The following is a 21,213-nucleotide window of genomic DNA, read 5'->3' as shown; positions in this document are numbered from 1 at the left end:
TTGGCCCCTTCCATGCTACTCTTCGGGCATGTTCAGAATGCTCATCTTGCCTGCCGCGCTATGCCTGTTCATTGCTGCCAGCGCGCAGGCCGAAGGCGTCACGCCGCTGGTGATTTATGGCGACGACGATTATCCGCCGTACTCCTATGTTGAAAACGGCCAGATGAAAGGCATTTACACGGAGATCGTGCGCGAAGCGATGCAATCGATGCCGCAGTATGCGGTGCAGCTGCGTCCCGTGCCCTGGAAACGGGGTTTGCTGATGCTGCAGACGGGCGATGCCTTCGCCCTGTATCCGCCGTATTCGTGGCGCAGCGAGCGGCCGTACGTGCGCTATTCCGTGCCGCTGCTGATGGAGCAGCTGGTGGTGCTGTGCAACCAGGACGTGCTGGCCAAACGCGCGCTGCGGCACTGGCCCGCCGATTACGGTGGCCTGCATATCGGCGTGAACGCGGGTTTCCTGCCAGGCGACGCGGGCTTGATGGCATCCTTGCGCGCTGAAAAAATCGTGCTCGACCCTGCCAAGGGAACGCGCACGAATCTGCTCAAGCTGATGCGCGGGCGCATCGATTGCTATGTCAGCGACCGCCTGTCGGCGCAGTGGGAATTGCAGCGCATCCGGCGCGAGGGGGCGCCTGGCACGCCGATGCAGGCGATACAGGAAATGGCGCAGCTGGCCAGCCAGCAGGGCCACCTGGGTTTTACGGCGCGCCAGCTTGCCGCCTATCCTTATCGCGATGACTTTATCGAACAATTCAATGCCGCCATCGTGCGCATGCAGAACAGTGGCGCGATCCGCCGCATCGTTGACCGCGCGCTGCAACCCTGATTCAACCGGACGGAGAAAAACATGAAAAAACTGTTATTGCTAAGTGTGCTTGTGCTGGCCGGCTGCGTGGGCCGTCCCGAGAATATTGTGCCTGTTAGCAACTTCGACACGACCCGCTATCTGGGGAAATGGTATGAGATCGCGCGCCTCGACCATTCGTTCGAACGCGGCCTGAGCCAGGTGACGGCCGATTACAGCCTGCGACAGGATGGCGGCCTGAAAGTGCTCAACCGCGGCTACAAGGATGCGGACGCCGTCTGGAAGGACGCGGAAGGCAAGGCGTATTTCGTTGACAAGAAAGACGTGGGCTACCTGAAAGTGTCGTTTTTCGGCCCCTTCTATGGTTCCTACATCGTTTTTGATTTGGACCAGCAAGATTACAGCTATTCCATGATCAGCGGTCCCGACAAGTCTTACTTCTGGCTGTTGTCGCGCACGCCAACCATGGATCCGGCCTTGCAGCAGCGCCTGATCGGGAAAGCCGCTGGCCTGGGTTTCGATACATCAAAATTGATTTACGTGAAGCAAAACTGACACTGCTTGCCTGCCGCCCGTTCGTGGCGGCATTTCACCTTATGATTGTTGCTTTTCTGCATGTTATTTCTTGCAATACCATTCTGATTCACTCACAATCTGCTCCAAAGTAGTGCGCTGCGGCGCGCTGCCATTCCGGTGGCGACGTGTCCGTCGCGCCACCGTTCGTGATTGCCGCACGGCAGATGCCTGCTATATTGATACGTAGCAGCAGGTCGGTTTCGTGGCGTCTGTGCATCGTTTTCTTCAGATAGGAATCACGCAATGAAAAACCTCAAAATCGGCGTACGTCTCGGTGGCGGTTTTGCCGCCGTCCTGCTCCTGTTGACCAGCCTGACCGTGGTGGGCATCGTGCAGATGCAAAGCGCCAGCAAGGAAACCGATGCGCTCGTCAACGTCAAGGTGCGCAATGAACGACTGATCGCTGAATGGACCAAGGTCATCGAGGTGAACGCGGCGCGCACGGCGGCCGCCTGGAAAGTGGGCGATCCCGAACACCAGAAGCAGTTTGAAAAGGAAATGGCGGTCTCGTCAGCACGCGCCACGGAAATCCAGAACGATATCGGCAAGAGCGAGCTGAATGCCGAAGAGCAATCGCTGTACCAGGAAGTGTTGAGCACGCGCAAGGCCTACACGGAAGTGCGCAAGAATGTGTTCAAAGCCAAGAATGCGGGCGACCTGGAACTGGGCAAGCGCCTGTATGAAGGCGACATGGCCGTCAAGCGCGACATCTACCTGGCGTCGCTGAAGAAGCTGGAACTGCTGGAAGCCAGATTGCTTGATGAAACGGCCGCGCAAATCCGTTCGCGCTACGAAAGCGGCCGTTTGCTGCTGATCTCGCTGGGCGGGGTGGCCATCTTGCTGGGAATCGCCTGCGCGTACTGGATCACGCGCTCGATCACGCGTCCCATCACGCGCGCCGTCGAGGTGGCGGAAGCCGTTTCCGCTGGCGACCTGACCAGCCATATCGTCGTGGAAAGCCGCGATGAGACGGGGCAATTGATGCATGCGCTGAAAAACATGAACGATAAACTGGTCAGTATCGTGGGCCAGGTGCGCGCCGGCACCGAATCGATCAGCACGGCGTCGAGCGAAATTGCCGCCGGCAACCTGGACTTGTCGTCGCGCACGGAAGAGCAGGCCAGTTCGCTGGAAGAGACGGCGTCGTCCATGGAAGAGCTGACCTCCACCGTGAAACTCAATGCCGACAATGCGCGCAGCGCCAACCAGCTGGCCATCGACGCTTCGCAGATCGCCAGCAAGGGCGGCGTGGTGGTGTCGGAAGTGGTCAGCACCATGGGTTCGATCAACGATTCCTCGCGCAAGATCGTCGACATCATCAGCGTCATCGACGCCATCGCCTTTCAGACGAATATTCTGGCCCTGAACGCGGCCGTGGAAGCGGCCAGGGCCGGCGAGCAGGGCCGTGGTTTTGCCGTCGTCGCCTCCGAAGTGCGCAACCTGGCGCAGCGCTCCAGCGCGGCGGCCAAGGAAATCAAGGGCTTGATCGACGATTCCGTGCAAAAGGTCGAGGCCGGTTCGCAACTGGTGGACAAGGCGGGCCGCACCATGGATGAAATCGTGCAAAGCATCAGCCACGTGACGCAGATCATGAACCAGATCACGGATGCCAGCGATGAACAGCGCGCCGGCATCGAGCAAGTCAACCAGGCCATTGGCCAGATGGACCAGGTGACGCAGCAAAATGCGGCCTTGGTGGAAGAGGCTGCCGCGGCGGCCGAATCCATGCAGGAACAGGCCGCCAAGCTGGCCGAGGTCGTGGGCGTGTTCAAGCTCGATGCAACGCAACAATATGTATCGGCCAGTGCTGGCCCGTCCGTGACGGCGCCTGCACCAGCTGCGATGCGAGCTGCCATGCGTCCCGCCATTCAGCCTGCCAAGCGACGCGCGCCAGCGCCTGCCGTGACTGCGCCTACGCCGGGCAAGGCGGCGCAAGCGGACGCTGCGCGCGCACGCGCGCCGAAGGCACCAGTGGCATCGGGCGCCGACGAATGGGAAGAGTTTTAAGCGCAGTTTCCTCCTAGCATGGCGCGGGCGCTACAATCGCGGCTTGAAGACAGCCGTGAACGCGCTCCGCCATGACCACCCGCCGTACCTCCAGCCTTACTCTTAGCTCTACCGCTGCATCGACCTCCCAGGGGGAATCCGCCAAACGCGCGCGCTGCCCAGCCTGCCTGCGCGCCGCATCCAGCTGCATCTGCCGTTGGATCGCCCCCGTTGCCCACGCGGTGGACGTGCTGATCCTGCAGCATCCGCTGGAAGTCCACAATGCCAAGGGCAGCGCCCGCTTGCTGCACCTGAGCTTGCCCAACAGCCGCATGCTGACGGGCGAGCAGTTTGCCCCCGATACGCTCGCCGGACTACTGGCCGGCAAGCACAACGTGCTGCTATACCCGGATACGCCCGGCGACCGTTCGCTGGGCATCGCGCCGCCGCCAGCGCTCGACCCCGCCATCTTGCTCGATCCCACCTTATTGCGGCTGGTGGTGCTGGACGCCACCTGGCGCAAGAGCCGCAAGATGCTGTACCTGAATCCCCTGTTGCAACAGCTGCCGCGCCTGCCCCTGCGCGATACGCCCGCTTCCCATTACCTGATCCGCAAGGCGCACGCGCCAGACCAGTTATCGACACTGGAAGCGACGTGCTATGCCTTGATGCAGTTGGAGCAGGACGAGGCCCGCTTCGTTCCCCTGATCACGGCATTTGACGGTTTTGTCGCGCAGCAGTTGAGTTATGTCATGCCGCAGGGGGAAAAAGCTTGAAATAGCACCATGGCAGCCCTTGATATTGGCCGCACAGCGGCATAGTATACTGTATGTATATACAGTTGATGGGGCCGTTCATGAAAGCAATCATTCCAGAGCATGATGACAGCTTCGCCGGGCAAGCCATGTTGCCGCCGCAATCGCTGAAAGCGCACAAGGGGCGCGGTGCCGTCTCGAACCTGCAGGGGCGCTACGAAGTGCACGCGCGCGCCGGTTTTGATGATGGCTGGAGCGTGGGCGGCCTGGATGCGGCAGATGGTGAGGCGCCGGCGCCGGGCTGGAAGACGCAGGTCAGCGACGAGCAGGCGCGCACCATCCTGACGCGCAACGCTTCGCCCGATTTGCCGTTCAACGTCTCGCTGAACCCATATCGCGGCTGCGAACATGGCTGCATTTATTGCTTTGCCCGCCCCACGCACAGCTATCTGGGCCTGTCGCCGGGCCTGGACTTCGAAAGCCGCATCTACGCCAAGGTGAACGCTCCCGAACTGTTGCGGCGCGAACTGGCCAGGCCCTCGTATGTGCCCGAACCGATCGCCCTGGGCGTCAATACCGATGCGTATCAGCCGTGCGAACGCGAACGGCAGCTGACGCGGCGCGTGCTGGAAGTGCTGCACGAGTGCGACCATCCCGTGGCGCTGATCACGAAATCGTCGTTGATCGAACGCGACATCGACATTCTGGCGCCCATGGCGGCCAAGCGCCTGGCAGCCGTTGCCGTGACTGTCACCACGCTTGACCCGGCCATCGCGCGTACTCTGGAACCGCGCGCGGCCGCCCCGGCACGGCGCCTGCGCACCATCCGCACCCTGACGGAGGCGGGCATTCCCGTGGGCGTGAGCATTGCGCCCATCATCCCGTTCGTGACGGAGCCGGAAATCGAACAGCTGCTCGAAGCCGTGCGCGACGCGGGTGCCATCCACGCCCATTACGTGGTGCTGCGCCTGCCGTGGGAAGTGAGTCCCTTGTTTCAGCAATGGCTGGAAGCGCACTTCCCGGAACGGGCCCAGCGCGTGATGAACCGGGTGCGCGAAATGCGTGGCGGCAAGGATTACGACAGCGCGTTCGGCGCGCGCATGCGGGGCGAAGGCGTGTGGGCCGACCTCATCCGCCAGCGTTTTGAAAAGGCCGTGCACCGGCTGGGGCTGCACGGCAAGGGCGGCCGCTTCAAGCAGCTCGATTGCACGCAGTTCCGCCGGCCGCTGGTGGTGCCGCCGCTGGGAATCAAGGTAAAAGGGGGGAATGCGGGACAGCTGGATTTGTTCTAGCGCATGGCGTGACCGGACTGCGGTCAATGCAGTTCCCGCTTCCGGCAGAGGGCAGGAGGCGGGAATCTGGCGAGCGGAATCGGTGCTCAGTGGCAGATGGCAAAGGTGCCATTCACGCCTTGCCAATGAATCGCGCCGCGCCGGGCGCAGCAGGCGCTGCAATTATGGGCTGTCGGTCCGCCTATCGGCCCGTGTGTATCGAAGCACTGGCCTTGGCCCGTGTTGGTCGGTCCGCAGGCGGACGGCTGCATGCCGCTGGCTTGTACGTTGGCTTGTGCGTTGATAGGGCCACGCGCGCTGCGCGAAACAGGCGGGCTTTGTAGTGGGAGTCGCATCGCTGTCCTTCCTCAATCGTGGGTGACGCCGGCTGGCTGAACGGGCGACGAGACACTCATCGCCCGCAGGCATGCCGGGTTTAGCCGGGATGGCTCGATCCTGCTGGCTTGATCAGCAAACGGTGGCGTTGCAAGCCATCAGGCAGAGTTGCTTTGCGGTGCCGCTCAAAGCGCTGCAACCCATTTGGCACAGGGTGCAGGCAATGCCGGAAGGGGCGACACCCTGGCTGATGGCGGAGATGCTGGGGCTGCGTTGTACGGCTTTGGCTTGCAATGGCAGATTGTTCATTTCGAAACTCCTTGTGGTGGCGCCGCCGCGGGCAGCGGCAATGGGTGTGCGTACCGAAGTACGGTGCTGATCGTTTCCCGCCAACGACCGTATGCTGAAGCGCGTGCACGCATCGCTGCGCCCACGTGCCCCGACAATTCAAATGCTGTTGACGTTAGCGTTGCGACCAGTAGCGCACTGCGCCGACGCTGACCGGTATCACGTCGCTGACGTCGACGGCGAAGCGGGCGACCGTGTTGGCTACCTGCAGGTTTTCCGGGTTGAAGAAGGTCATGATGATGTCGTAGCATTCGGAGCCCGGGCGGCAGACAGGGCTCTGTTGCACGACGATGGTATCGAGCTGCATGCCCGTGGTCTTGGCCAGCATTTCCGCCGCTTGCATGGCATTCGTGGCCGAGAAGTTGAGCGCGCGGTCCATGCCCGTGACGCCCAGGTTGCGGAAGTCGTAATAGATGCGGTTCAGGAAGTTTTCCAGGCGCGCGCCCGTGTTGCTGCTGTTGATTTCCAGGCTGTCCTGCACCGCCATCAGGCTGTCGATCAGCTGCGGCACATTCCAGCTGAACATGCCCCGGATGGCCGGCTGGATCACGGGAACGACCTGGCCGGACATCAGCCTGGCGGCGCCCGAGATTACGCCGGGAAACGAATTCATGACGACCAGGCCATCGATGGTGCCGACATAGGCCTCGAACAGCAGTTCATAGGTCAGGTCGGCATATGGGCCGACGGGAACGATCGCATAAATCGGCGTGGCGTCCAGGTTGACGGTCCAGGTCAGCGATTGGCGGAAATATGGCTTTGCGCGCAGGAATTCGATCAATTGCTGCGGATCGCCAGGATTGTCCCTGCCTGGTGGCATGGCCTGGACGAAGGAATCGCGGCGCGCTTCACTGCCGAAGTCGATGCCCAGGTTGCCCAGCGCATACACCAGCGTCGGGCCCTTCGCCGCACCGCCGCCGCAGCCGCAATCGGAGGCATCGATGCCGGAAGCGCCGATGCCTTGCCGCGTCGCGCCGGAAGGGCCCGCGAAGTTGGCCGGGGAGGGGGTTTCCAGCATGGGAATGCTGAGCGGATGCGCCTGCGCGGAAGTGTCGGCATTGGCTGGGCTCGCTTCAATCACAGTATCGTCTGACATTTCAATTTTCCCTTTTAATAATAGTTGAGTGACGCCCGGCACATTCAATGTCCCAGTCAGGAGGCGGCGACAGTCCAGCTCGCCATTGGTGTTGCAACGCGTTGCGCTCTGCAGCAATGCGCTGCAAACTCCACGAGGGTCAGGACGATCCCCATGTTGGTGTTGCCGGCATAGCAGCAAGGCTGCGATGGCCGAGACGATCGGGGTGGCAAAGCTGGTGCCGCTGTTGACGCGGACGCGCCCAGCGGCAGCGGCGCCGAGGATGTCGGTGCCGGGCGCCATGATGCCGCGCGCGCGATAGGCTTCGCCCCAGTTGCTGTTGGGCATGGGCGCGCCTTGCCGGTCCAGGGCGCCGACCACCAGGGTGTACTCGATGGAGGCGGGAATATGCAGGCAATCGCAGCCGTCATTGCCCGCCGCCGCGATCAGCAGGACGTTGCGTTCATGGCACAGCTGTATGGCTTTTTGCAGCAGGCCATCGGCGCTGCCGCTGTCGGACAGTTCACCGCCGCTGACATTGATGATGTGCGCGCCGTGCTCGACGGCCTGGGTGATGGCGCGGGCCAGGTCGAGCTGCGTGCATTGTGTCAGTGCGCCGTCGGCGCGGTCGGCAAAGATGGGCAGGATCAAGCCCCGACAATGGGGGGCCAGGCCCGTGACGGGGCTGCCGGGCTGGCCAAAGATGATGCTGGCGACATGGGTGCCATGTTGCGATGCCCGGCCGCTGCCGCTGGCACCCGTGGCGAGCGTGTCGAGCAGTTGCAGCCTGGCGCCGGCAAAGCAGGGATGGCTGGTATCGACGGGACCGTCGAGCACGGCGATGCAGATGTCGGCACAGCCGGTGTTGCCATCTTGCAAGGCAGCCAGGCCGGGCAGCAAGCCATGATTGGCCAGACTGTCGTGGGTGGTGGATACTTCCATGGTCGTCGGCACGGCGGCGCTCCTTGCTGGGTCCTGGAGGGCGTGCGGCTCACCGCTTGAGGTGCTCCGCCCGCCTGCTGCGGCGCCTGTTGCTCTAGCGCCGATAGCATGATCTTTAGCAAGGGGTGTGCCAGAAGGCCAAGTGCTTGATTTTCAAGGGATGGCGCTGATTTACATTGTCGTGACGCAACAATGATGGCGGATATCGTCCACTCTTTTTGAGCGTGATGGACGAAAACGGCAAGCGGCAAGGACGGGGAGGGGGCGCCCGGGACACCGCATGGCGTGACGCGGGCGCGTGCGGCGCTTCAGCTATCCTTGCTGTAGCAGGCGCGGCTGGGACGCAGGCGCATGCGCACGAGGGACACCAGGAAGCTGAAGCCTGCCTGGTTCGGATCGATCACCGGCACGTAGGTGTGCAGCGCGTCCTCCAGCAGCGCGCTGACGCGCGCGGCGACGCCGACAAATCCTGTGCAGCCGAGCAGGATGGACTGGGCGCCGTCGTCCTGTATCGCCAGCATGGCGGCCTTGAAAGTTTTTTCGACCACCGTGTCCAGCTTGCCGAGGTCGGCGACGGGACAGTCGATGGAACGGATCGAGGCGAAGCTGTCCTGCAAGCCGTAAGCCTGCATGTGGCCCCGCTGCATGGCGAGCGTGCTGGGCAGTATCGTCATGATCGACAGGCGCTGGCTCAGGGCCAGCGCCGTAAAGGCGGCGGGCGGGAAGCCGCCGAGGATGGGGATGTCGATCACTTCGCGCGCGGCCTCCACGCCGCACATGTCGAAGTCGCTGAGCCAGATGCCGTCATAGCCTTCGCCTTCGATTTCCCTGGCCAGTTGCACCACCGGATAACCGTTTTGCAGCCAGTCGACCCGGTATTCGATGCAGTCGTGCCCGCTCGAAATATTGCGCACGGACACTTCGACATCGGGCGGCATCACGGGTTCGATGGCGGCGAGCAGGCGCTGGTTGTAGGCGGCCGTGGCCACCGGCGCCACGATACAGATGCGCAGCGGCTTCATGCGGCGCTCCCTGCCGCTGCGCCGGCGTTGCCCGCCAGCGGCACATAGGGTCCCAGGTAGCCGATGGTGTTGAGCAGTTGCATGAAGCTGTCGAGTATCAGGCCGCCCCGTTCCCGCAATGCCGGGTGGGCTTGCAGGCCCAGCAGCGTCACCTTGCGCTGCAGCAGGGCCGGGTTGAGTGTGCCGTCAGGCAGCAGCAAGTCGCCATTCGAATACACGGCCTGGCCATCGCCCTCGACAAAGTAACTGATGGTGTCGGGCGCCATGCAGAGGGGCGTGCTGCGGCTGCTATCCCAGGCCAGCAGCGATTCGTTCTGGTACAGGACCGTGCATAGCCGTTCACCCGCGCGGATGGTGATCTTGCCCAGGTCGAAGCCATTGCGCGAGTCGACTTCGGCGGCGACGAATGTACCCTGAGGAAACAGGGCCCAGGCGCGCATGTCGCATTGCCGCGCAAGATAGTCGACCAGTTCGTCCGCGCTGCGCAAGCGGCCTGCCTGCAGTTCGCGGCCCAGGCGCAGGGCGCGTCCCAAGGTGCCGCGCACGGGCAGCGCCCGGGCCAGTTCCGCCGGCGCCATGATCCACATGGCCAGCCCGCCGAACTGCTTGAAATCGGCCTGCGAGACGATGGGGCGCATCATCTGGTCGATGATCGTTGCCACGTCCTGCTGGTGGGCGCGGGCGCCGTTCACGCCCTGGCTCGGCTGGACGTCGAGTTCCACGCGCAGTCCCGACTGGCTGACGAGGAAGGCCGGGCGCGGATTAATCTGCTCGGCCGCATACGTCAGCTGCGGCAGCGAGGGAACGGCGCGGCCGGCGCCATCGGCGTCGATCACCGCCAGCCCCAGGTGGGCGGCGACCAGGCAGGCGACGAGAAACCCCAGCGCCCCGCTCTCGGGCGGCGCCAGGTAGGCCAGGGTGCGGTTTTCCAGCGCCAGGCGCTCCCTGACGGCGATCACGGCATCGACGGGACCTTGCGGAAATTGGGCGCCATTGATCGCCACGGGCGAGCCCAGGTAAGCCACCATGACTGTCTCGCCATCGGTGGCTTCGTCGACGCTGACCACGCGCACTTGGGCATCCGGATAGTAATCGCCGGCGTGGAATTGGGTCAGCAGGCTGCGCGCGGAAGTGAGCGTGCCGCCGCCACCGCTGCCGAAGAAGCAAGCTCCCAGCAGTAGCGATTCAAGGTCATCGTGATTCAGCACATAGCTCATGTTGCGGATCCTCAGGTTGGCATGGCATGGAAATGGTTTGCGCCAGGGTGGTCTGCAACTGCAGCGCCTGGGCAAACCGGGGGAAAGCCGTGTCACGTTCCACGCCGCGCAAGGCGCGCGTGAGGTGTTCGAGTGCTTCGGGCCGGCGTCCGCGCTGCTGCAGCAGTTGCGCCAGGCGGGTCGCCACCAGCAGGCCGCCGGCCATCGCGCCCAGCGCCTTGGCGGTCGACAGTGCACTGCCCAGTTCGCGTTCCGCGTTGTCCAGGTCACCCACCGCGATCCACGTCTGCGCATGCATGTCGAGCAGTTCGACCAGGTAGGCCCGTTCGCCATGTTCCAGCGCCAGTTCGATGGCGCCGTGCAGCAGTTGCCGGGCTTGCGATGGCTGGCCTGCCGACAGCAGCAGTTCGCCCCGTTTCCAGGCCTGGAATGAATGGAAGAGCATGCCGCCTTCGCACAGCATGTATTGCTGGTAGCCATCGGCGATGCGCTGTTCGGTCTGTACATGGATGTTGCCCGACGCCAATGCGCAGGCATGGAATATCTGGCCCACCCCCAGGTAGAACTGATAGCCATATTCGCTGGCGACGGTTTGCAGGTCCGCCGCCAGGTTTGCCAGCCGGCTCCAGTCCTCGAACATGCAGGCGAGCCATGCGGCGCCCTGCAGTGCGATGGCGCGATGGAAGGGATGCGGGTTGTCGGCGCCGCCGCGCAATGCCAGGTGGTCCATTACCTGGCGCGCGCGCCGGAAGGCGCCGCTCTGGAAGCAGGACAGGCCTTCGAAAGTGCTCGACAGCACGGCGATGTCCAGGCCCTGTCCCCCGGTGTCGGCCGATGCCGCGCCGCATAGCAGGTGTCCGCGCTCCAGGCAGGCCAGCGTCTCGCGGTAATCGCCGAGCCAGAACAGCGTGTTGGCCAGGGCCAGATGGGCCTGCGACAGCAAGTCCGTGTCACCTATGGCTTGCGCCCGCTGCAGCATGTCTTGCGCCGTAGCCCGCGCCGCCACCAGGTCCAGCGCCATCAGTTGCGAACTCCAGATGCCGAAGCGCAGGGCGGTGATTTCCACCTCGTCGCCCAGCGCCGCCGCTTCCTGCAATGCCTGCTGGTAGCAGGCGAGCGCTTCGGCGCTTTGCCAGCCGCTGATGCCGCGGTGCGAAATGGCGAGCCAGCGGTGCAGGTCGCAGCTCAGGCGGCGCGCGGTGCAGGGGTGGGCGTCGGCGGCCAGCAAGGTGAGGCCGCGACGCAATACTTCGATGGCTTCCTTGAAACGGGCCGCCTCGATCAGCGCACGTCCCTCCAGCAGGCAGACGCGGGCAAAATTGCTGCGCTCCTCGTCGCCATGCACGCGGCGTTCGATGACCTTGCGGTTGATGCCCAGGTGGCGCGCCGCGATCGTCTTGTTGCCATCGGCAAGGCGCATCGCATAGTCGATCAGCAATTGTTCCGCGGCCTCCAGCTTGTTGTCGCCTTCCAGCCGCATCAGGGCTTCCGCCAGCAGCGTGTGATCCGCGTCTTCAGGCATGCCCGCCGACAGGAAGGCGTCCAGGCTGTGGGCATCGATCAGCGCCGATTCGGCCAGTATCGACAGCCGTTCAACCAGGTTGCGCAGTTCGCGGATATGGCCGGGCCAGGCATGCCGGCCCAGGCGTTCCATGGCGGTGGCGGTAAAGCGGATGGGCCGCTTCTGCAGGCTGGCAAAGTGAGTGGCGAGGGCGGCGACGTCGCCGCGGCGCTGGTCCAGGCCCGGCACGTCGAGTTTCAATACCGCCAGCCGATAATACAGGTCTTCGCGGAAACGGCCCGCTTGCACCATCGCGGCCAGGTCGCAGTGGGTGGCGGCCACGATGCGGCCGTTGAACGGCTGGATATCACCACCGCCCAGTGGCCTGAAACAGCGTGCTTCGAGTACGCGCAGCAGCTTGCTTTGTACACCTAGCGGCAATTCGCCTATTTCATCGAGAAACAGCGTGCCTTGCCCCGCTTGGGCGAAGAACCCGGTGCGGCTGTTGAGCGCTCCCGTAAATGCGCCCTTGGTATGGCCGAAGAGTTCCGCGTCGATCAGGTGTTCCGGCAGTGCGCCGCAGTTGAGATCGACAAAGGGCGCAGCGGGATCGCCGCTGTGCCGGTGCACGAGCTGGGCGATGATTTCCTTGCCGGAACCGGTTGGGCCACTGATGAGCACCGTGCAGCGGGTCGGCGCCACGGCTTCGACCATGCGCAGCAGGCGTTGGAATATTGGGGAACTGCCAATGATGTTCAGCCCGCCCCCGGCGCTGCCGCAGTGGACGGGGACATGCACAGGGGCAATAGCGCCTGCTCCGGGAAGCATGCAATGCGGCTGCCTCCCATGCTGTTGCAGCATAGACCTTTCGGACATGGTCGTCTCGCTCCGGTGATTTCGCTCCGATCATGCAGGGCCGTATTTTTTGTTCTGCCCCGCTGCCTGCTGACGCGTACCGTTGCTCCACTCATGCATAAAGGAATCGCGCGTTCCGATTATGGCCGCTAATAAAACGGCGATAGTCGCCAATTGTCACAATGAAAATATATTCATCGCTTGCATCATGCAAGCTGCTTGCCCGCCGTCACTCACTGCGCTGCTGGCGGCGCATCCTTCAATTGCGCCAGATGTTGCTCGATGGCAAAGACGTGCGGATCGCTCTTGCCCAGCTCGCGCAGGGCGCTGGCCAGGTGCAGCAGGTATTCGCTGTTCGGGCCGCTGGGGCCGGCAGAGCGGGCGATCTGGCGCGCGATGTCGAGTTCCGGGGCGGCGCCGAGGAAGGCGGCGTTTTCCTCGTTGGCAATGTAGACCAGGCCTTCGACCTTGCCGCCATCGTCGAAGGTGATGTCGGTGGCCAGGCGCAAATAGCCGTTCTTTTCGCGGTGGTCGAGGTGGGCGAAGACTTCGGGCGTGATCAGGTAAGCCATGCCGTCGCACACGGCGCCCGCTTGCGGCACAATGGTGGCGACCCGGCCCGGCGCCATCGGCGTGCCCCGGTGGTCGTGCGAGCCTTGCCAGAAGCGCCGCGTCCAGCCGGCGATGCTGGCCGGGCGCCGTTCAATATAGGGAAAGTCCGCTTTGTAGATCAGCGAGCCATAGCCGAACAGCCAGACCTGTGCATGGCCGTCGAATTTGTTCATGCGCTGGTTGATGGCGATGGTGGCGGCGTCGATGGCGGACAGATCGTTCTGGTGAGGCTGAGTCATGGTGCGAGCGGTGAAAGGACGATGCCCGATTATAAAGCGGCGCCAGCCGTGCCGCCCGCTCCCACGTTCCACTCGTGCGTCTCGACAAAGCGGAACAAAAAGGCCATGAAGCTTTCGGCGGCCGGCGACAGCGACCGCCCCGTCTTCGTGTAGACGAAAAAGCGTCGCGTCAGTTCCGGCTCGTGCAGGGCGCGCATCTGCAATTGATATAGTTTGACCATCGGTTCCGCGTACGGCAGGCAGACCGTGATGCCCAGGTTGGCGCTGACCATGGCCAGCGCCGTTGTCATGAAGGTCACCTCGTTGTAGGGATTGAGCGACAGCTCGCGAAACGCGCCGTGCATGTCGCGCAGCAGGCGTTCCGTGAACTGGCCTTGCAGCGAGATGAACGGATAGTCGCCCACGTCGGCCCAGGTGACGCGCTCTTTCTGCTGCAGCGGGTGCTGCTCGGGGAAGACCAGCACGAAGGGCATTTCGAACAGCACTTGTGCGGCGATTTCCGCCGTCGGGTCGCGCTCGGGGCCGATGCCGAAATCGACTTCGCCGCTGAAGACACGCGCCGACACGTTTTCCACGGGGCAGTCGACCAGGCGCAGTTGCACGTCCGGGTGCGCCTGGCGATAGGCGGCGATCACTTCCGGCAGCAGGGTGCAGGCCATCATCTGCGGCGCGGCGATGCGCACCATCCCCGTTTTCAGGGCCTTGCGCTGGGCGATGCCGGCCATGGCGCCATCGAGGTCTTCGATCATCTTTTCAAACAGCGGATACAGCTCGCGGCCGATTTCCGACAGCTGCGTCTTGCGCGTGCTGCGCTCGACCACGCGCACGCCCAGCACGCTTTCCAGTTCCTTGATCAAGCCGCTCAAGGCGGACTGCGTCACGTGCAGGTATTCGGCGGCCAGGGTAAAACTGCCGGTCTTGGCCAGCGCCACGAAGGCGCGCATTTGCCGCAGGCTGGGACTCATAAGATAATCCGATAAATCAATGGTTAAAAATTGTTTGTATGATAGCTGTAACTCGATTCTAATGGTGAAAAGCTGAAAAACAGGCCAGCCAACGCGCCCACGGCGCCATCCATTGGAGACAAGCACATGAAGATCAAGCAAATCCACCACGTCGCCTACCGCTGCATCGACGCGAAGAAAACCGTCGAGTGGTACGTCAAGCATTTGAACATGAATTTCGTCCTCGCCATCGCCGAAGACCTGGTGCCGTCGACCAAGGCGCCGGACCCGTACATGCACGTCTTCCTCGACGCGGGGCAGGGCAATGTGCTGGCCTTTTTTGAACTGCCGACGCAGCCGCCGATGGACCGCGACCGCAATACCCCGGCCTGGGTGCAGCACCTGGCGCTGGAAGTGGGCAGCATGGAAGAACTGCTGGCCGCCAAGGAGCGCCTGGTGGCCGGCGGCATCGAGGTGCTGGGCCCCGTCAACCACGCCATCTTCCAGTCGATCTATTTCTTCGACCCGAACGGCCATCGCCTGGAACTGGCGGCCAACGTGGGCACGCCCGAGATGAAGGCCAAACTGGACGCCGTCAAATGGGAAATGCTGGAAGAATGGTCGCAGACCCGCCGCGCTCCCAAGCACGCCGCCTGGATGCACGCGCCGGCCGACGCCTGAGCGCCCCAGACCGGCAACCTCTCTGAAACAACCACCGAACAAGGAAGACCATGAAACTCGCAACCCTGAAAAACGGCAGCCGCGACGGCGCCCTGATCCTCGTCAGCCGCGACCTGCGCCAGTACCAGCGCGTGGCAGCCATCGCGCCCACCCTGCAGGCGGCGCTCGACAACTGGGACGCTGTCGCGCCCAAGCTGGAGCAGGCGTATGCCGACCTGAATGCGGGCCAGGCGCCGGACGCGCAGCCGTTTGATGCGGCGCTGTGCCACTCGCCGCTGCCGCGCGCCTACCAGTGGGCCGACGGTTCCGCCTACATCAACCACGTGGAACTGGTGCGCAAGGCGCGCAACGCGGAAGTGCCGGCCTCGTTCTACACGGACCCGCTGATGTACCAGGGCGGCTCGGACAGTTTTATTGGCCCGCGCGACCCGATCTTCGCCTTGTCGGAAGAGTGGGGCATCGACCTGGAAGCGGAAGTGGCGGTGATTACGGGCGACGTGGCCATGGGCGCCGGCGTGGACGACGCGGCGAAAGCCATTCGCCTCGTCATGCTGGTCAACGACGTCTCCTTGCGCAACCTGATTCCGGGCGAACTGGCCAAGGGTTTCGGTTTCTTCCAGTCGAAGGCGGCCAGCGCGTTTTCGCCCGTCGCCGTCACGCCCGATGAACTGGGTGCCGACTGGGCCGGCAGCAAGCTGCATTTGCCGCTGCTGGTGGACCTCAACGACAAGCCCTTCGGCAAGCCGAACGCGGGCGAAGACATGACCTTCGACTTTGCCCAGCTGGTCGCGCATGCGGCCAAGACGCGCGAACTGGGCGCCGGCAGCATCATCGGTTCCGGCACCGTGTCGAACAAGCAGGGCAACCTGTTTGGTTCCAGCATCGAGAACGGCGGCGTGGGCTACTGCTGCCTGGCCGAAGTGCGCATGTATGAAACCATCGAACATGGCGCGCCGAAAACGGCCTACCTGAAGTTCGGCGACACGGTGCGCATCGAAATGCGCGACGCGGCCGGCGCCAGCATCTTCGGCAGCATCGAGCAGACCGTGGCCCTGTACGCTGGCGCCACACGCGCCTGAGGGGAGGGCGCCCCATGAAGCTGTACACCTATTTCCGCAGTTCGGCCGCCTACCGCGTGCGCATTGCCTTGAATCTCAAAGGCATCGCCTACGACAGCATCCCCGTGCACCTGCTGCAGGATGGCGGCCAGCAGCTGCTGCCAGCCTACCGCGCCGTCAATCCGTCGGCCCTGGTGCCGGCGCTCGACGACGACGGCGCCATCCTGACGCAGTCGCTTGCCATGCTCGAGTATCTGGACGAGACGCGCCCTGACGTGCCGCTGCTGCCGGCGGACGCGCTGGGCCGCGCCAGGGTGCGCGCGCTGGCGCTGGCGATTGCCTGCGACGCCCATCCGCTGACGAATCTGCGCGTGTTGAAATACCTGAAAAACACCCTGGGCCTGTCGGACGAGGCCAAGCAGGAGTGGTACCGCCACTGGATGGCCGAGGGGCTGGCGGCCGTGGAGGCGCTGCTGGCGCAGGGCGATCCGGCCGGCACGGGCCTGTTCTGCCATGGCGACGGCCCGACGATGGCCGATTGCTGCCTGGTGCCGCAGGTATTCAATGCGCAGCGCTTCGCCATCGACCTGGCGCCATACCCGCGCGTGGCGCGCATCCATGCCCATTGCGCCGGCTTGCCCGCGTTTGCGGCCGCCCATCCGTCGCGGCAGCCTGACGCCGAATAGACTGGAAGTAGCTCAATACCGAGATCCCCGGCCTGGCAACAGGTCGGGGATTTTTTATGCGTGCCGGTGCGCTACAATTTGCGTTTGCCCAAATACTTTACGCGCCATGACTGCAACAACCGTTCCTGCCAGCATCATCGATGCCCTGTCCCTGGCGCATGATTCCTGGCGTCCCATCCTGCTGCGCGGCTTGCACGCCGTGATGGCGGCCGATCCCGCCTACCTGCCGGCACTGGCCATCGACGACTACCTGCCCACGCAGGGCCGGCTGTTCGCCGCTTTTGCCCTGCCGCTGGCGCAGGTGCGCTACGTGCTGGTAGGTGAGGGGCCGTATCCGCGCGCCGACAGCGCCACGGGCGTGTGCTTCATGGATGGCGCAGTCGGCAGTCTGTGGTCGGCCACGGGCCTGTCGAAGCCCGTCAACCGCGCCACCTCGCTGCGCAACTTCATGAAGATGCTGCTGGTGGCCGATGGCCAGCTGCAGGCCGGAGATACTTCCGGCGTGGCCATGGCGCCCGTGGCGGCCGCCGCGCAACTGCCGGGCAGCGGCGTGATCCAGACCTTGCCCGACTTGCAGCGCAAGATGACGGAACAGGGCTTCCTGCTGCTCAACGCGGCGCTGGTGTTCCGTGCCCACGTGCCGCCCGTGCAGGATGCGCGCGGCTGGCTGCCCTTCCTGCAGGTGGTGCTCGAAGCGCTGGCGCAGCAGGGCGGGGCGGCCTTGCCGCAACTGGTTCTGTGGGGCAAGATCGCCGAGCTCATCAAACGTTTGCCGGTGGCGGCGGCCTTGCCGCAGGTGACGGCGGAACATCCGTATAATCTGTCCTTTATCGGCAATCGTGACATGCAGGCCTTGTTTGGCCCGATGCAACTATTGCGTGCTTGAGATTGAATTGACGCCATCTGGCGGAAGTGCGGGGAATATGCAAATCAGTAACGTGGAAGAATTGAAGGTGTGGATCGCGGCGTGCGGCGTGCCCGACTATCTGTATTTCTGGGGACACACGCCGGCGCAGCCGCAGGTGCCCGACAAAAGCTGCTTCAGCCAGTGGTTTCCATCGCCATTCAGCCTGGCCGGCGTGACGTATGCGACGGCCGAGCACTACATGATGGCGCAAAAGGCGGCCCTGTTTGGCGACACGGCCGTGCAGGCGCGCATCGTGGCGGCCGCGCGGCCGTCGGAAGTGAAAAAGCTGGGGCGCGAAGTGGCGAATTTTGACGCCAAAGTATGGGAAGCGGCACGCGCCGGCATCGTCTTCGATGGCAACTTTGCCAAGTTTTCGCAAAAGGCGGCGCTGCGCAAGTTTCTGCTGGGCACGGGCGAGCGCGTGATCGTCGAAGCCAGTCCCGTCGACCGCATCTGGGGCGTGGGCCTGGCGTCGGACAATCCGCGCATCCTGGATCCCGCCACCTGGGACGGCTTGAACTTGTTGGGTTTCGAGTTGATGAAAGTGAGGAGCGCCTTGCGCGCTTGAACCGTACTGTTGTTTTCCTGATGCCGCCGCGCCTGGCGCGGCCGGCCATGCCCCTTCCAGCCCTGTGGTCATCGAGGGGCGCTCTGACAAACCCCGCCGAATTTGTTATACTTGACTAAATCATTCAACTACTCGGGGTTTGAGGAGTTGAAAAACCGCAATATTTTAAACCAGTTGACCAGAGGATGTATGCGTCTGACTACAAAAGGCCGTTTTGCCGTGACCGCGATGATCGATCTTGCCCTGCGCCAGGGTAAAGGTCCGGTCACCTTGTCCGGCATCAGCCAGCGCCAGTCGATTTCCCTGTCCTACCTGGAACAGCTGTTTGGCAAGCTGCGCCGCCATGAGATCGTCGAATCGATCCGTGGTCCCGGCGGCGGCTACAGCCTGGCGCGCCGTGCCGACAAAGTGACGGTGGCCGACATCATCATCGCCGTCGACGAACCGCTGGACGCCACGCAGTGCGGCGGCAAGGAGCATTGCCACGGCGCCGATGCGGCCACGGGTGCGCGCTGCATGACGCATGAATTGTGGTCCACACTCAACGAAAAAATGGTCGATTATCTGGATTCTGTGTCCTTGCAGGACCTGGTCGACCAGCAGAGACAAAAGATTGCCGAACAAAGCGTGATGGTGATGCACCGTAACCACGCCGCCCTCGGTTGATAATGACAAAAATACCAGTTGCTGATTGCAGGAGTTATTGATGAACGCCCCAGAAAAAAACGTAGGCCAAGTGCACTTTGAAACCGCACCGCATTTCCCGATCTACATGGATTACTCGGCCACGACGCCGATCGATCCACGCGTCGCCGACAAGATGATTCCTTACTTGCGCGAGCAGTTCGGCAATCCGGCATCGCGCAGCCACATGTATGGCTGGACGGCGGAAAAAGCCGTGGAAGAGGCACGCGGCCACGTGGCGGCCCTGGTGAACGCCGATCCGCGCGAAATCATCTGGACCTCCGGCGCGACGGAAAGCAACAACCTGGCCATCAAGGGCGCGGCGCAGTTCTACAAGACCAAGGGCAAGCACATCATCACTGTCAAGACCGAGCACAAATCGGTACTGGACACGGTGCGTGAACTGGAACGCATCGGCTTTGAAGCGACGTATCTGGAACCGCAGGACAACGGCCTGATCACCGTCGAGCAGCTGGCCGCGGCCGTGCGCCCGGACACCATCCTCGTGTCGGTCATGCTGGTGAACAACGAAATCGGCGTGATCCAGCCGATCGACGAGATCGGCGTATTCTGCCGCTCGAAAGGCATCATCTTCCATTGCGACGCCGCGCAAGCGACGGGCAAGGTCGTCATCGACCTGCAAAAGACCAAGGTCGACCTGATGACCTTCACCGCGCACAAAACCTACGGCCCGAAAGGCGTGGGCGCCCTGTACGTGTGCCGCAAGCCGCGCGTGCGCCTGGAAGCGCAGATGCACGGTGGCGGCCATGAGCGCGGCCTGCGCTCGGGCACCCTGCCAACGCACCAGATCGTCGGCATGGGCGAAGCGTTCCGCATCGCCAAGGAAGAAATGGACAGCGAAATCGGCCGCATCCTGGCCTTGCGCGACCGCCTGGCCAAGGGCTTGCAAGAGATCGAAGAAGTCTACATCAACGGCGACATGGATCACCGCGTGCCGCACAACCTGAACGTGAGCTTCAACTACGTCGAAGGCGAGTCGCTGATCATGGCGATCAAGGATATCGCCGTGTCGTCCGGTTCGGCCTGCACCTCGGCCAGCCTGGAACCATCGTACGTGCTGCGCGCCCTGGGCCGCAGCGACGAACTGGCGCACAGCTCGATCCGTTTCACCATCGGCCGCTTCTCGACCGAGGAAGACATCGACTTCGCCGTGAACCTGCTGAAATCGAAAGTACACAAGCTGCGCGAACTGTCGCCGCTGTGGGACATGTTCAAGGATGGAATCGACATCAATTCGATTCAATGGGCAGCCCACTAACCAACACCGTGGCCCCTGTTGACGGGGCCGGCAAGAATATTAAAGGAGCATCAAAATGGCTTACTCGGACAAAGTACTCGATCACTACGAAAACCCGCGCAATGTGGGCGCTTTCGACAAGGGTGATGAAACCATCGGCACCGGCATGGTCGGCGCGCCCGCCTGCGGCGACGTGATGAAACTGCAGATCAAGGTCGGCGCCGATGGCCTGATCGAAGATGCGAAATTCAAGACCTACGGCTGCGGTTCGGCCATCGCGTCGAGCTCGCTGGTGACCGAATGGGTCAAGGGTAAAACCCTGGACCAGGCGCTGGCCATCAAGAACACGCAGATCGCCGAAGAACTGGCCCTGCCGCCAGTGAAGATCCACTGCTCCATCCTGGCGGAAGACGCCATCAAGGCAGCTGTTCTGGATTACCAGACCCGTCACCCGGCAGCAGCTTAAACGTTGGTAGCCCGCCCCAGCCGCAAGGCCGGGGCAGTTACGGAGAAATACATGATCACACTGACCGAAAAAGCGGCGAAACACATCAACCGTTATATCGAACGGCGCGGCAAGGGCATGGGCCTGCGCTTTGGCGTGCGTACCACGGGCTGCTCGGGCCTGGCCTACAAGCTGGAATATGTCGATGAAGTGGCGGCCGAAGACAGCGTTTTTGAGTCGCACGGCGTGAAAGTCTTCGTCGACCCGAAAAGCCTGCCTTACATCGACGGCACGGAACTCGATTTCGCGCGCGAAGGCTTGAACGAAGGTTTCAAGTTCCACAATCCGAACGAAAAAGACGCCTGCGGCTGCGGCGAGTCCTTCAGGATTTAAACAGCTGGCAAGACCCCGGTCGGTGCGCTGTACCCATCGATTGCGG

Annotated in this window: 20 protein-coding genes; 14 read left to right on the top strand and 6 right to left on the bottom strand. The window is 63.1% G+C overall.

Annotated features, from left to right (window positions below; genetic code table 11):
- Positions 1-28 precede the first annotated feature (28 nt).
- From P9875_RS21660 to P9875_RS21640, 5 genes are all read left to right on the top strand, one after another.
- On the top strand, positions 29-829 hold the full coding sequence (locus P9875_RS21660; RefSeq protein ID WP_278316565.1) for a substrate-binding periplasmic protein: 801 nt from the start codon (positions 29-31) through the stop codon (positions 827-829).
- Positions 830-850: 21 nt separating this feature from the next.
- Positions 851-1,363 (top strand): lipocalin family protein, encoded by a 513-nt coding sequence (locus P9875_RS21655; protein WP_176388412.1) that lies wholly within the window; start codon positions 851-853, stop codon positions 1,361-1,363.
- Between the two features lie 264 nt (positions 1,364-1,627).
- Positions 1,628-3,391 carry a methyl-accepting chemotaxis protein gene (locus P9875_RS21650; protein ID WP_035820608.1) on the top strand — a complete coding sequence of 588 codons (1,764 nt, stop codon included), beginning with the start codon at positions 1,628-1,630 and terminating at the stop codon, positions 3,389-3,391.
- A gap of 71 nt (positions 3,392-3,462) precedes the next feature.
- Positions 3,463-4,146, top strand: coding sequence for a tRNA-uridine aminocarboxypropyltransferase (locus P9875_RS21645; protein ID WP_176388411.1), 684 nt, complete (start codon positions 3,463-3,465; stop codon positions 4,144-4,146).
- An 80-nt stretch (positions 4,147-4,226) separates the two neighbouring features.
- Entirely contained in the window at positions 4,227-5,417 is a 1,191-nt protein-coding gene (locus P9875_RS21640; RefSeq protein WP_423221794.1) for a PA0069 family radical SAM protein, read from the top strand.
- A 778-nt stretch (positions 5,418-6,195) separates the two neighbouring features.
- On the opposite strand, the gene P9875_RS21635 is transcribed toward P9875_RS21640, so the two are convergent.
- The 6 genes from P9875_RS21635 to P9875_RS21610 all read right to left on the bottom strand — a co-directional run bounded on the left by P9875_RS21635 (position 6,196) and on the right by P9875_RS21610 (position 14,508).
- On the bottom strand, positions 6,196-8,109 hold the full coding sequence (locus P9875_RS21635) for a PatA/PatG family cyanobactin maturation protease (RefSeq protein WP_278316564.1): 1,914 nt from the start codon (positions 8,107-8,109) through the stop codon (positions 6,196-6,198).
- A gap of 296 nt (positions 8,110-8,405) precedes the next feature.
- Entirely contained in the window at positions 8,406-9,119 is a 714-nt protein-coding gene (locus P9875_RS21630; protein ID WP_278316563.1) for an aspartate/glutamate racemase family protein, read from the bottom strand.
- Positions 9,116-10,336, bottom strand: a complete 1,221-nt coding sequence (locus P9875_RS21625) for a DUF917 domain-containing protein (protein ID WP_278316562.1) — start codon at positions 10,334-10,336, stop codon at positions 9,116-9,118. Before P9875_RS21625 ends, P9875_RS21630 begins: the two co-directional genes overlap by 4 nt.
- Entirely contained in the window at positions 10,311-12,635 is a 2,325-nt protein-coding gene (locus P9875_RS21620; protein ID WP_278316561.1) for a sigma 54-interacting transcriptional regulator, read from the bottom strand. Before P9875_RS21620 ends, P9875_RS21625 begins: the two co-directional genes overlap by 26 nt.
- A gap of 290 nt (positions 12,636-12,925) precedes the next feature.
- Positions 12,926-13,543, bottom strand: a complete 618-nt coding sequence (locus P9875_RS21615) for a gamma-glutamylcyclotransferase (protein WP_263635117.1) — start codon at positions 13,541-13,543, stop codon at positions 12,926-12,928.
- 29 nt (positions 13,544-13,572) lie between these two features.
- Positions 13,573-14,508: a LysR family transcriptional regulator gene (locus P9875_RS21610; protein ID WP_099400359.1), complete on the bottom strand. Its 936-nt coding sequence runs from the start codon at positions 14,506-14,508 to the stop codon at positions 13,573-13,575.
- Positions 14,509-14,634: 126 nt separating this feature from the next.
- On the opposite strand from P9875_RS21610, the gene P9875_RS21605 reads away from it, so the two are divergent.
- The 9 genes from P9875_RS21605 (at position 14,635) to iscA (ending at position 21,167) form a co-directional block, all read left to right on the top strand.
- On the top strand, positions 14,635-15,168 hold the full coding sequence (locus P9875_RS21605) for a VOC family protein (RefSeq protein WP_278316560.1): 534 nt from the start codon (positions 14,635-14,637) through the stop codon (positions 15,166-15,168).
- A gap of 50 nt (positions 15,169-15,218) precedes the next feature.
- The gene (locus P9875_RS21600) at positions 15,219-16,247 is read left to right on the top strand and encodes a fumarylacetoacetate hydrolase family protein (RefSeq protein WP_035820584.1); all 1,029 of its coding nucleotides are present in this window, start codon (positions 15,219-15,221) and stop codon (positions 16,245-16,247) included.
- 14 nt (positions 16,248-16,261) lie between these two features.
- Entirely contained in the window at positions 16,262-16,912 is a 651-nt protein-coding gene (gene maiA, locus P9875_RS21595) for a maleylacetoacetate isomerase (protein ID WP_035820582.1), read from the top strand.
- A 106-nt stretch (positions 16,913-17,018) separates the two neighbouring features.
- Positions 17,019-17,798, top strand: a complete 780-nt coding sequence (locus tag P9875_RS21590; protein ID WP_278316559.1) for a uracil-DNA glycosylase — start codon at positions 17,019-17,021, stop codon at positions 17,796-17,798.
- A 37-nt stretch (positions 17,799-17,835) separates the two neighbouring features.
- Positions 17,836-18,387: an NADAR family protein gene (locus P9875_RS21585; RefSeq protein WP_278316558.1), complete on the top strand. Its 552-nt coding sequence runs from the start codon at positions 17,836-17,838 to the stop codon at positions 18,385-18,387.
- A 189-nt stretch (positions 18,388-18,576) separates the two neighbouring features.
- A complete protein-coding gene (gene iscR / locus P9875_RS21580) occupies positions 18,577-19,053 on the top strand; it encodes a Fe-S cluster assembly transcriptional regulator IscR (RefSeq protein WP_034779566.1) in 477 nt (158 codons plus the stop codon).
- A 40-nt stretch (positions 19,054-19,093) separates the two neighbouring features.
- Complete coding sequence (locus tag P9875_RS21575; protein WP_035820576.1) at positions 19,094-20,350, top strand: IscS subfamily cysteine desulfurase; 1,257 nt, start codon at positions 19,094-19,096, stop codon at positions 20,348-20,350.
- Positions 20,351-20,405: 55 nt separating this feature from the next.
- Entirely contained in the window at positions 20,406-20,795 is a 390-nt protein-coding gene (gene iscU, locus P9875_RS21570; protein WP_034779562.1) for a Fe-S cluster assembly scaffold IscU, read from the top strand.
- A 51-nt stretch (positions 20,796-20,846) separates the two neighbouring features.
- Entirely contained in the window at positions 20,847-21,167 is a 321-nt protein-coding gene (gene iscA / locus P9875_RS21565; RefSeq protein WP_010399774.1) for an iron-sulfur cluster assembly protein IscA, read from the top strand.
- The last annotated feature ends 46 nt before the right edge of the window (positions 21,168-21,213 follow it).

It is taken from the genome of Janthinobacterium rivuli (assembly GCF_029690045.1).
In the GTDB taxonomy this organism is placed as follows: Bacteria; Pseudomonadota; Gammaproteobacteria; order Burkholderiales; family Burkholderiaceae_D; genus Janthinobacterium; species Janthinobacterium rivuli.
Note: the sequence above shows the minus strand (reverse complement) of the source record. Positions and strands in the feature narration are given on the sequence as shown.

Excerpts from the sequence above, each read along its gene's own strand:
- P9875_RS21660 (WP_278316565.1), top strand. The coding sequence starts at position 29 with ATGTTCAGAATGCTCATCTTGCCTGCCGCGCTATGCCTGTTCATTGCT.
- P9875_RS21655 (WP_176388412.1), top strand. The coding sequence starts at position 851 with ATGAAAAAACTGTTATTGCTAAGTGTGCTTGTGCTGGCCGGCTGCGTG.
- P9875_RS21650 (WP_035820608.1), top strand. The coding sequence starts at position 1,628 with ATGAAAAACCTCAAAATCGGCGTACGTCTCGGTGGCGGTTTTGCCGCC.
- P9875_RS21645 (WP_176388411.1), top strand. The coding sequence starts at position 3,463 with ATGACCACCCGCCGTACCTCCAGCCTTACTCTTAGCTCTACCGCTGCA.
- P9875_RS21640 (WP_423221794.1), top strand. The coding sequence starts at position 4,227 with ATGAAAGCAATCATTCCAGAGCATGATGACAGCTTCGCCGGGCAAGCC.
- P9875_RS21630 (WP_278316563.1), bottom strand. The coding sequence starts at position 9,119 with ATGAAGCCGCTGCGCATCTGTATCGTGGCGCCGGTGGCCACGGCCGCC.
- P9875_RS21625 (WP_278316562.1), bottom strand. The coding sequence starts at position 10,336 with ATGAGCTATGTGCTGAATCACGATGACCTTGAATCGCTACTGCTGGGA.
- P9875_RS21615 (WP_263635117.1), bottom strand. The coding sequence starts at position 13,543 with ATGACTCAGCCTCACCAGAACGATCTGTCCGCCATCGACGCCGCCACC.
- P9875_RS21610 (WP_099400359.1), bottom strand. The coding sequence starts at position 14,508 with ATGAGTCCCAGCCTGCGGCAAATGCGCGCCTTCGTGGCGCTGGCCAAG.
- P9875_RS21605 (WP_278316560.1), top strand. The coding sequence starts at position 14,635 with ATGAAGATCAAGCAAATCCACCACGTCGCCTACCGCTGCATCGACGCG.
- P9875_RS21600 (WP_035820584.1), top strand. The coding sequence starts at position 15,219 with ATGAAACTCGCAACCCTGAAAAACGGCAGCCGCGACGGCGCCCTGATC.
- maiA (WP_035820582.1), top strand. The coding sequence starts at position 16,262 with ATGAAGCTGTACACCTATTTCCGCAGTTCGGCCGCCTACCGCGTGCGC.
- P9875_RS21590 (WP_278316559.1), top strand. The coding sequence starts at position 17,019 with ATGACTGCAACAACCGTTCCTGCCAGCATCATCGATGCCCTGTCCCTG.
- P9875_RS21585 (WP_278316558.1), top strand. The coding sequence starts at position 17,836 with ATGCAAATCAGTAACGTGGAAGAATTGAAGGTGTGGATCGCGGCGTGC.
- iscR (WP_034779566.1), top strand. The coding sequence starts at position 18,577 with ATGCGTCTGACTACAAAAGGCCGTTTTGCCGTGACCGCGATGATCGAT.
- P9875_RS21575 (WP_035820576.1), top strand. The coding sequence starts at position 19,094 with ATGAACGCCCCAGAAAAAAACGTAGGCCAAGTGCACTTTGAAACCGCA.
- iscU (WP_034779562.1), top strand. The coding sequence starts at position 20,406 with ATGGCTTACTCGGACAAAGTACTCGATCACTACGAAAACCCGCGCAAT.
- iscA (WP_010399774.1), top strand. The coding sequence starts at position 20,847 with ATGATCACACTGACCGAAAAAGCGGCGAAACACATCAACCGTTATATC.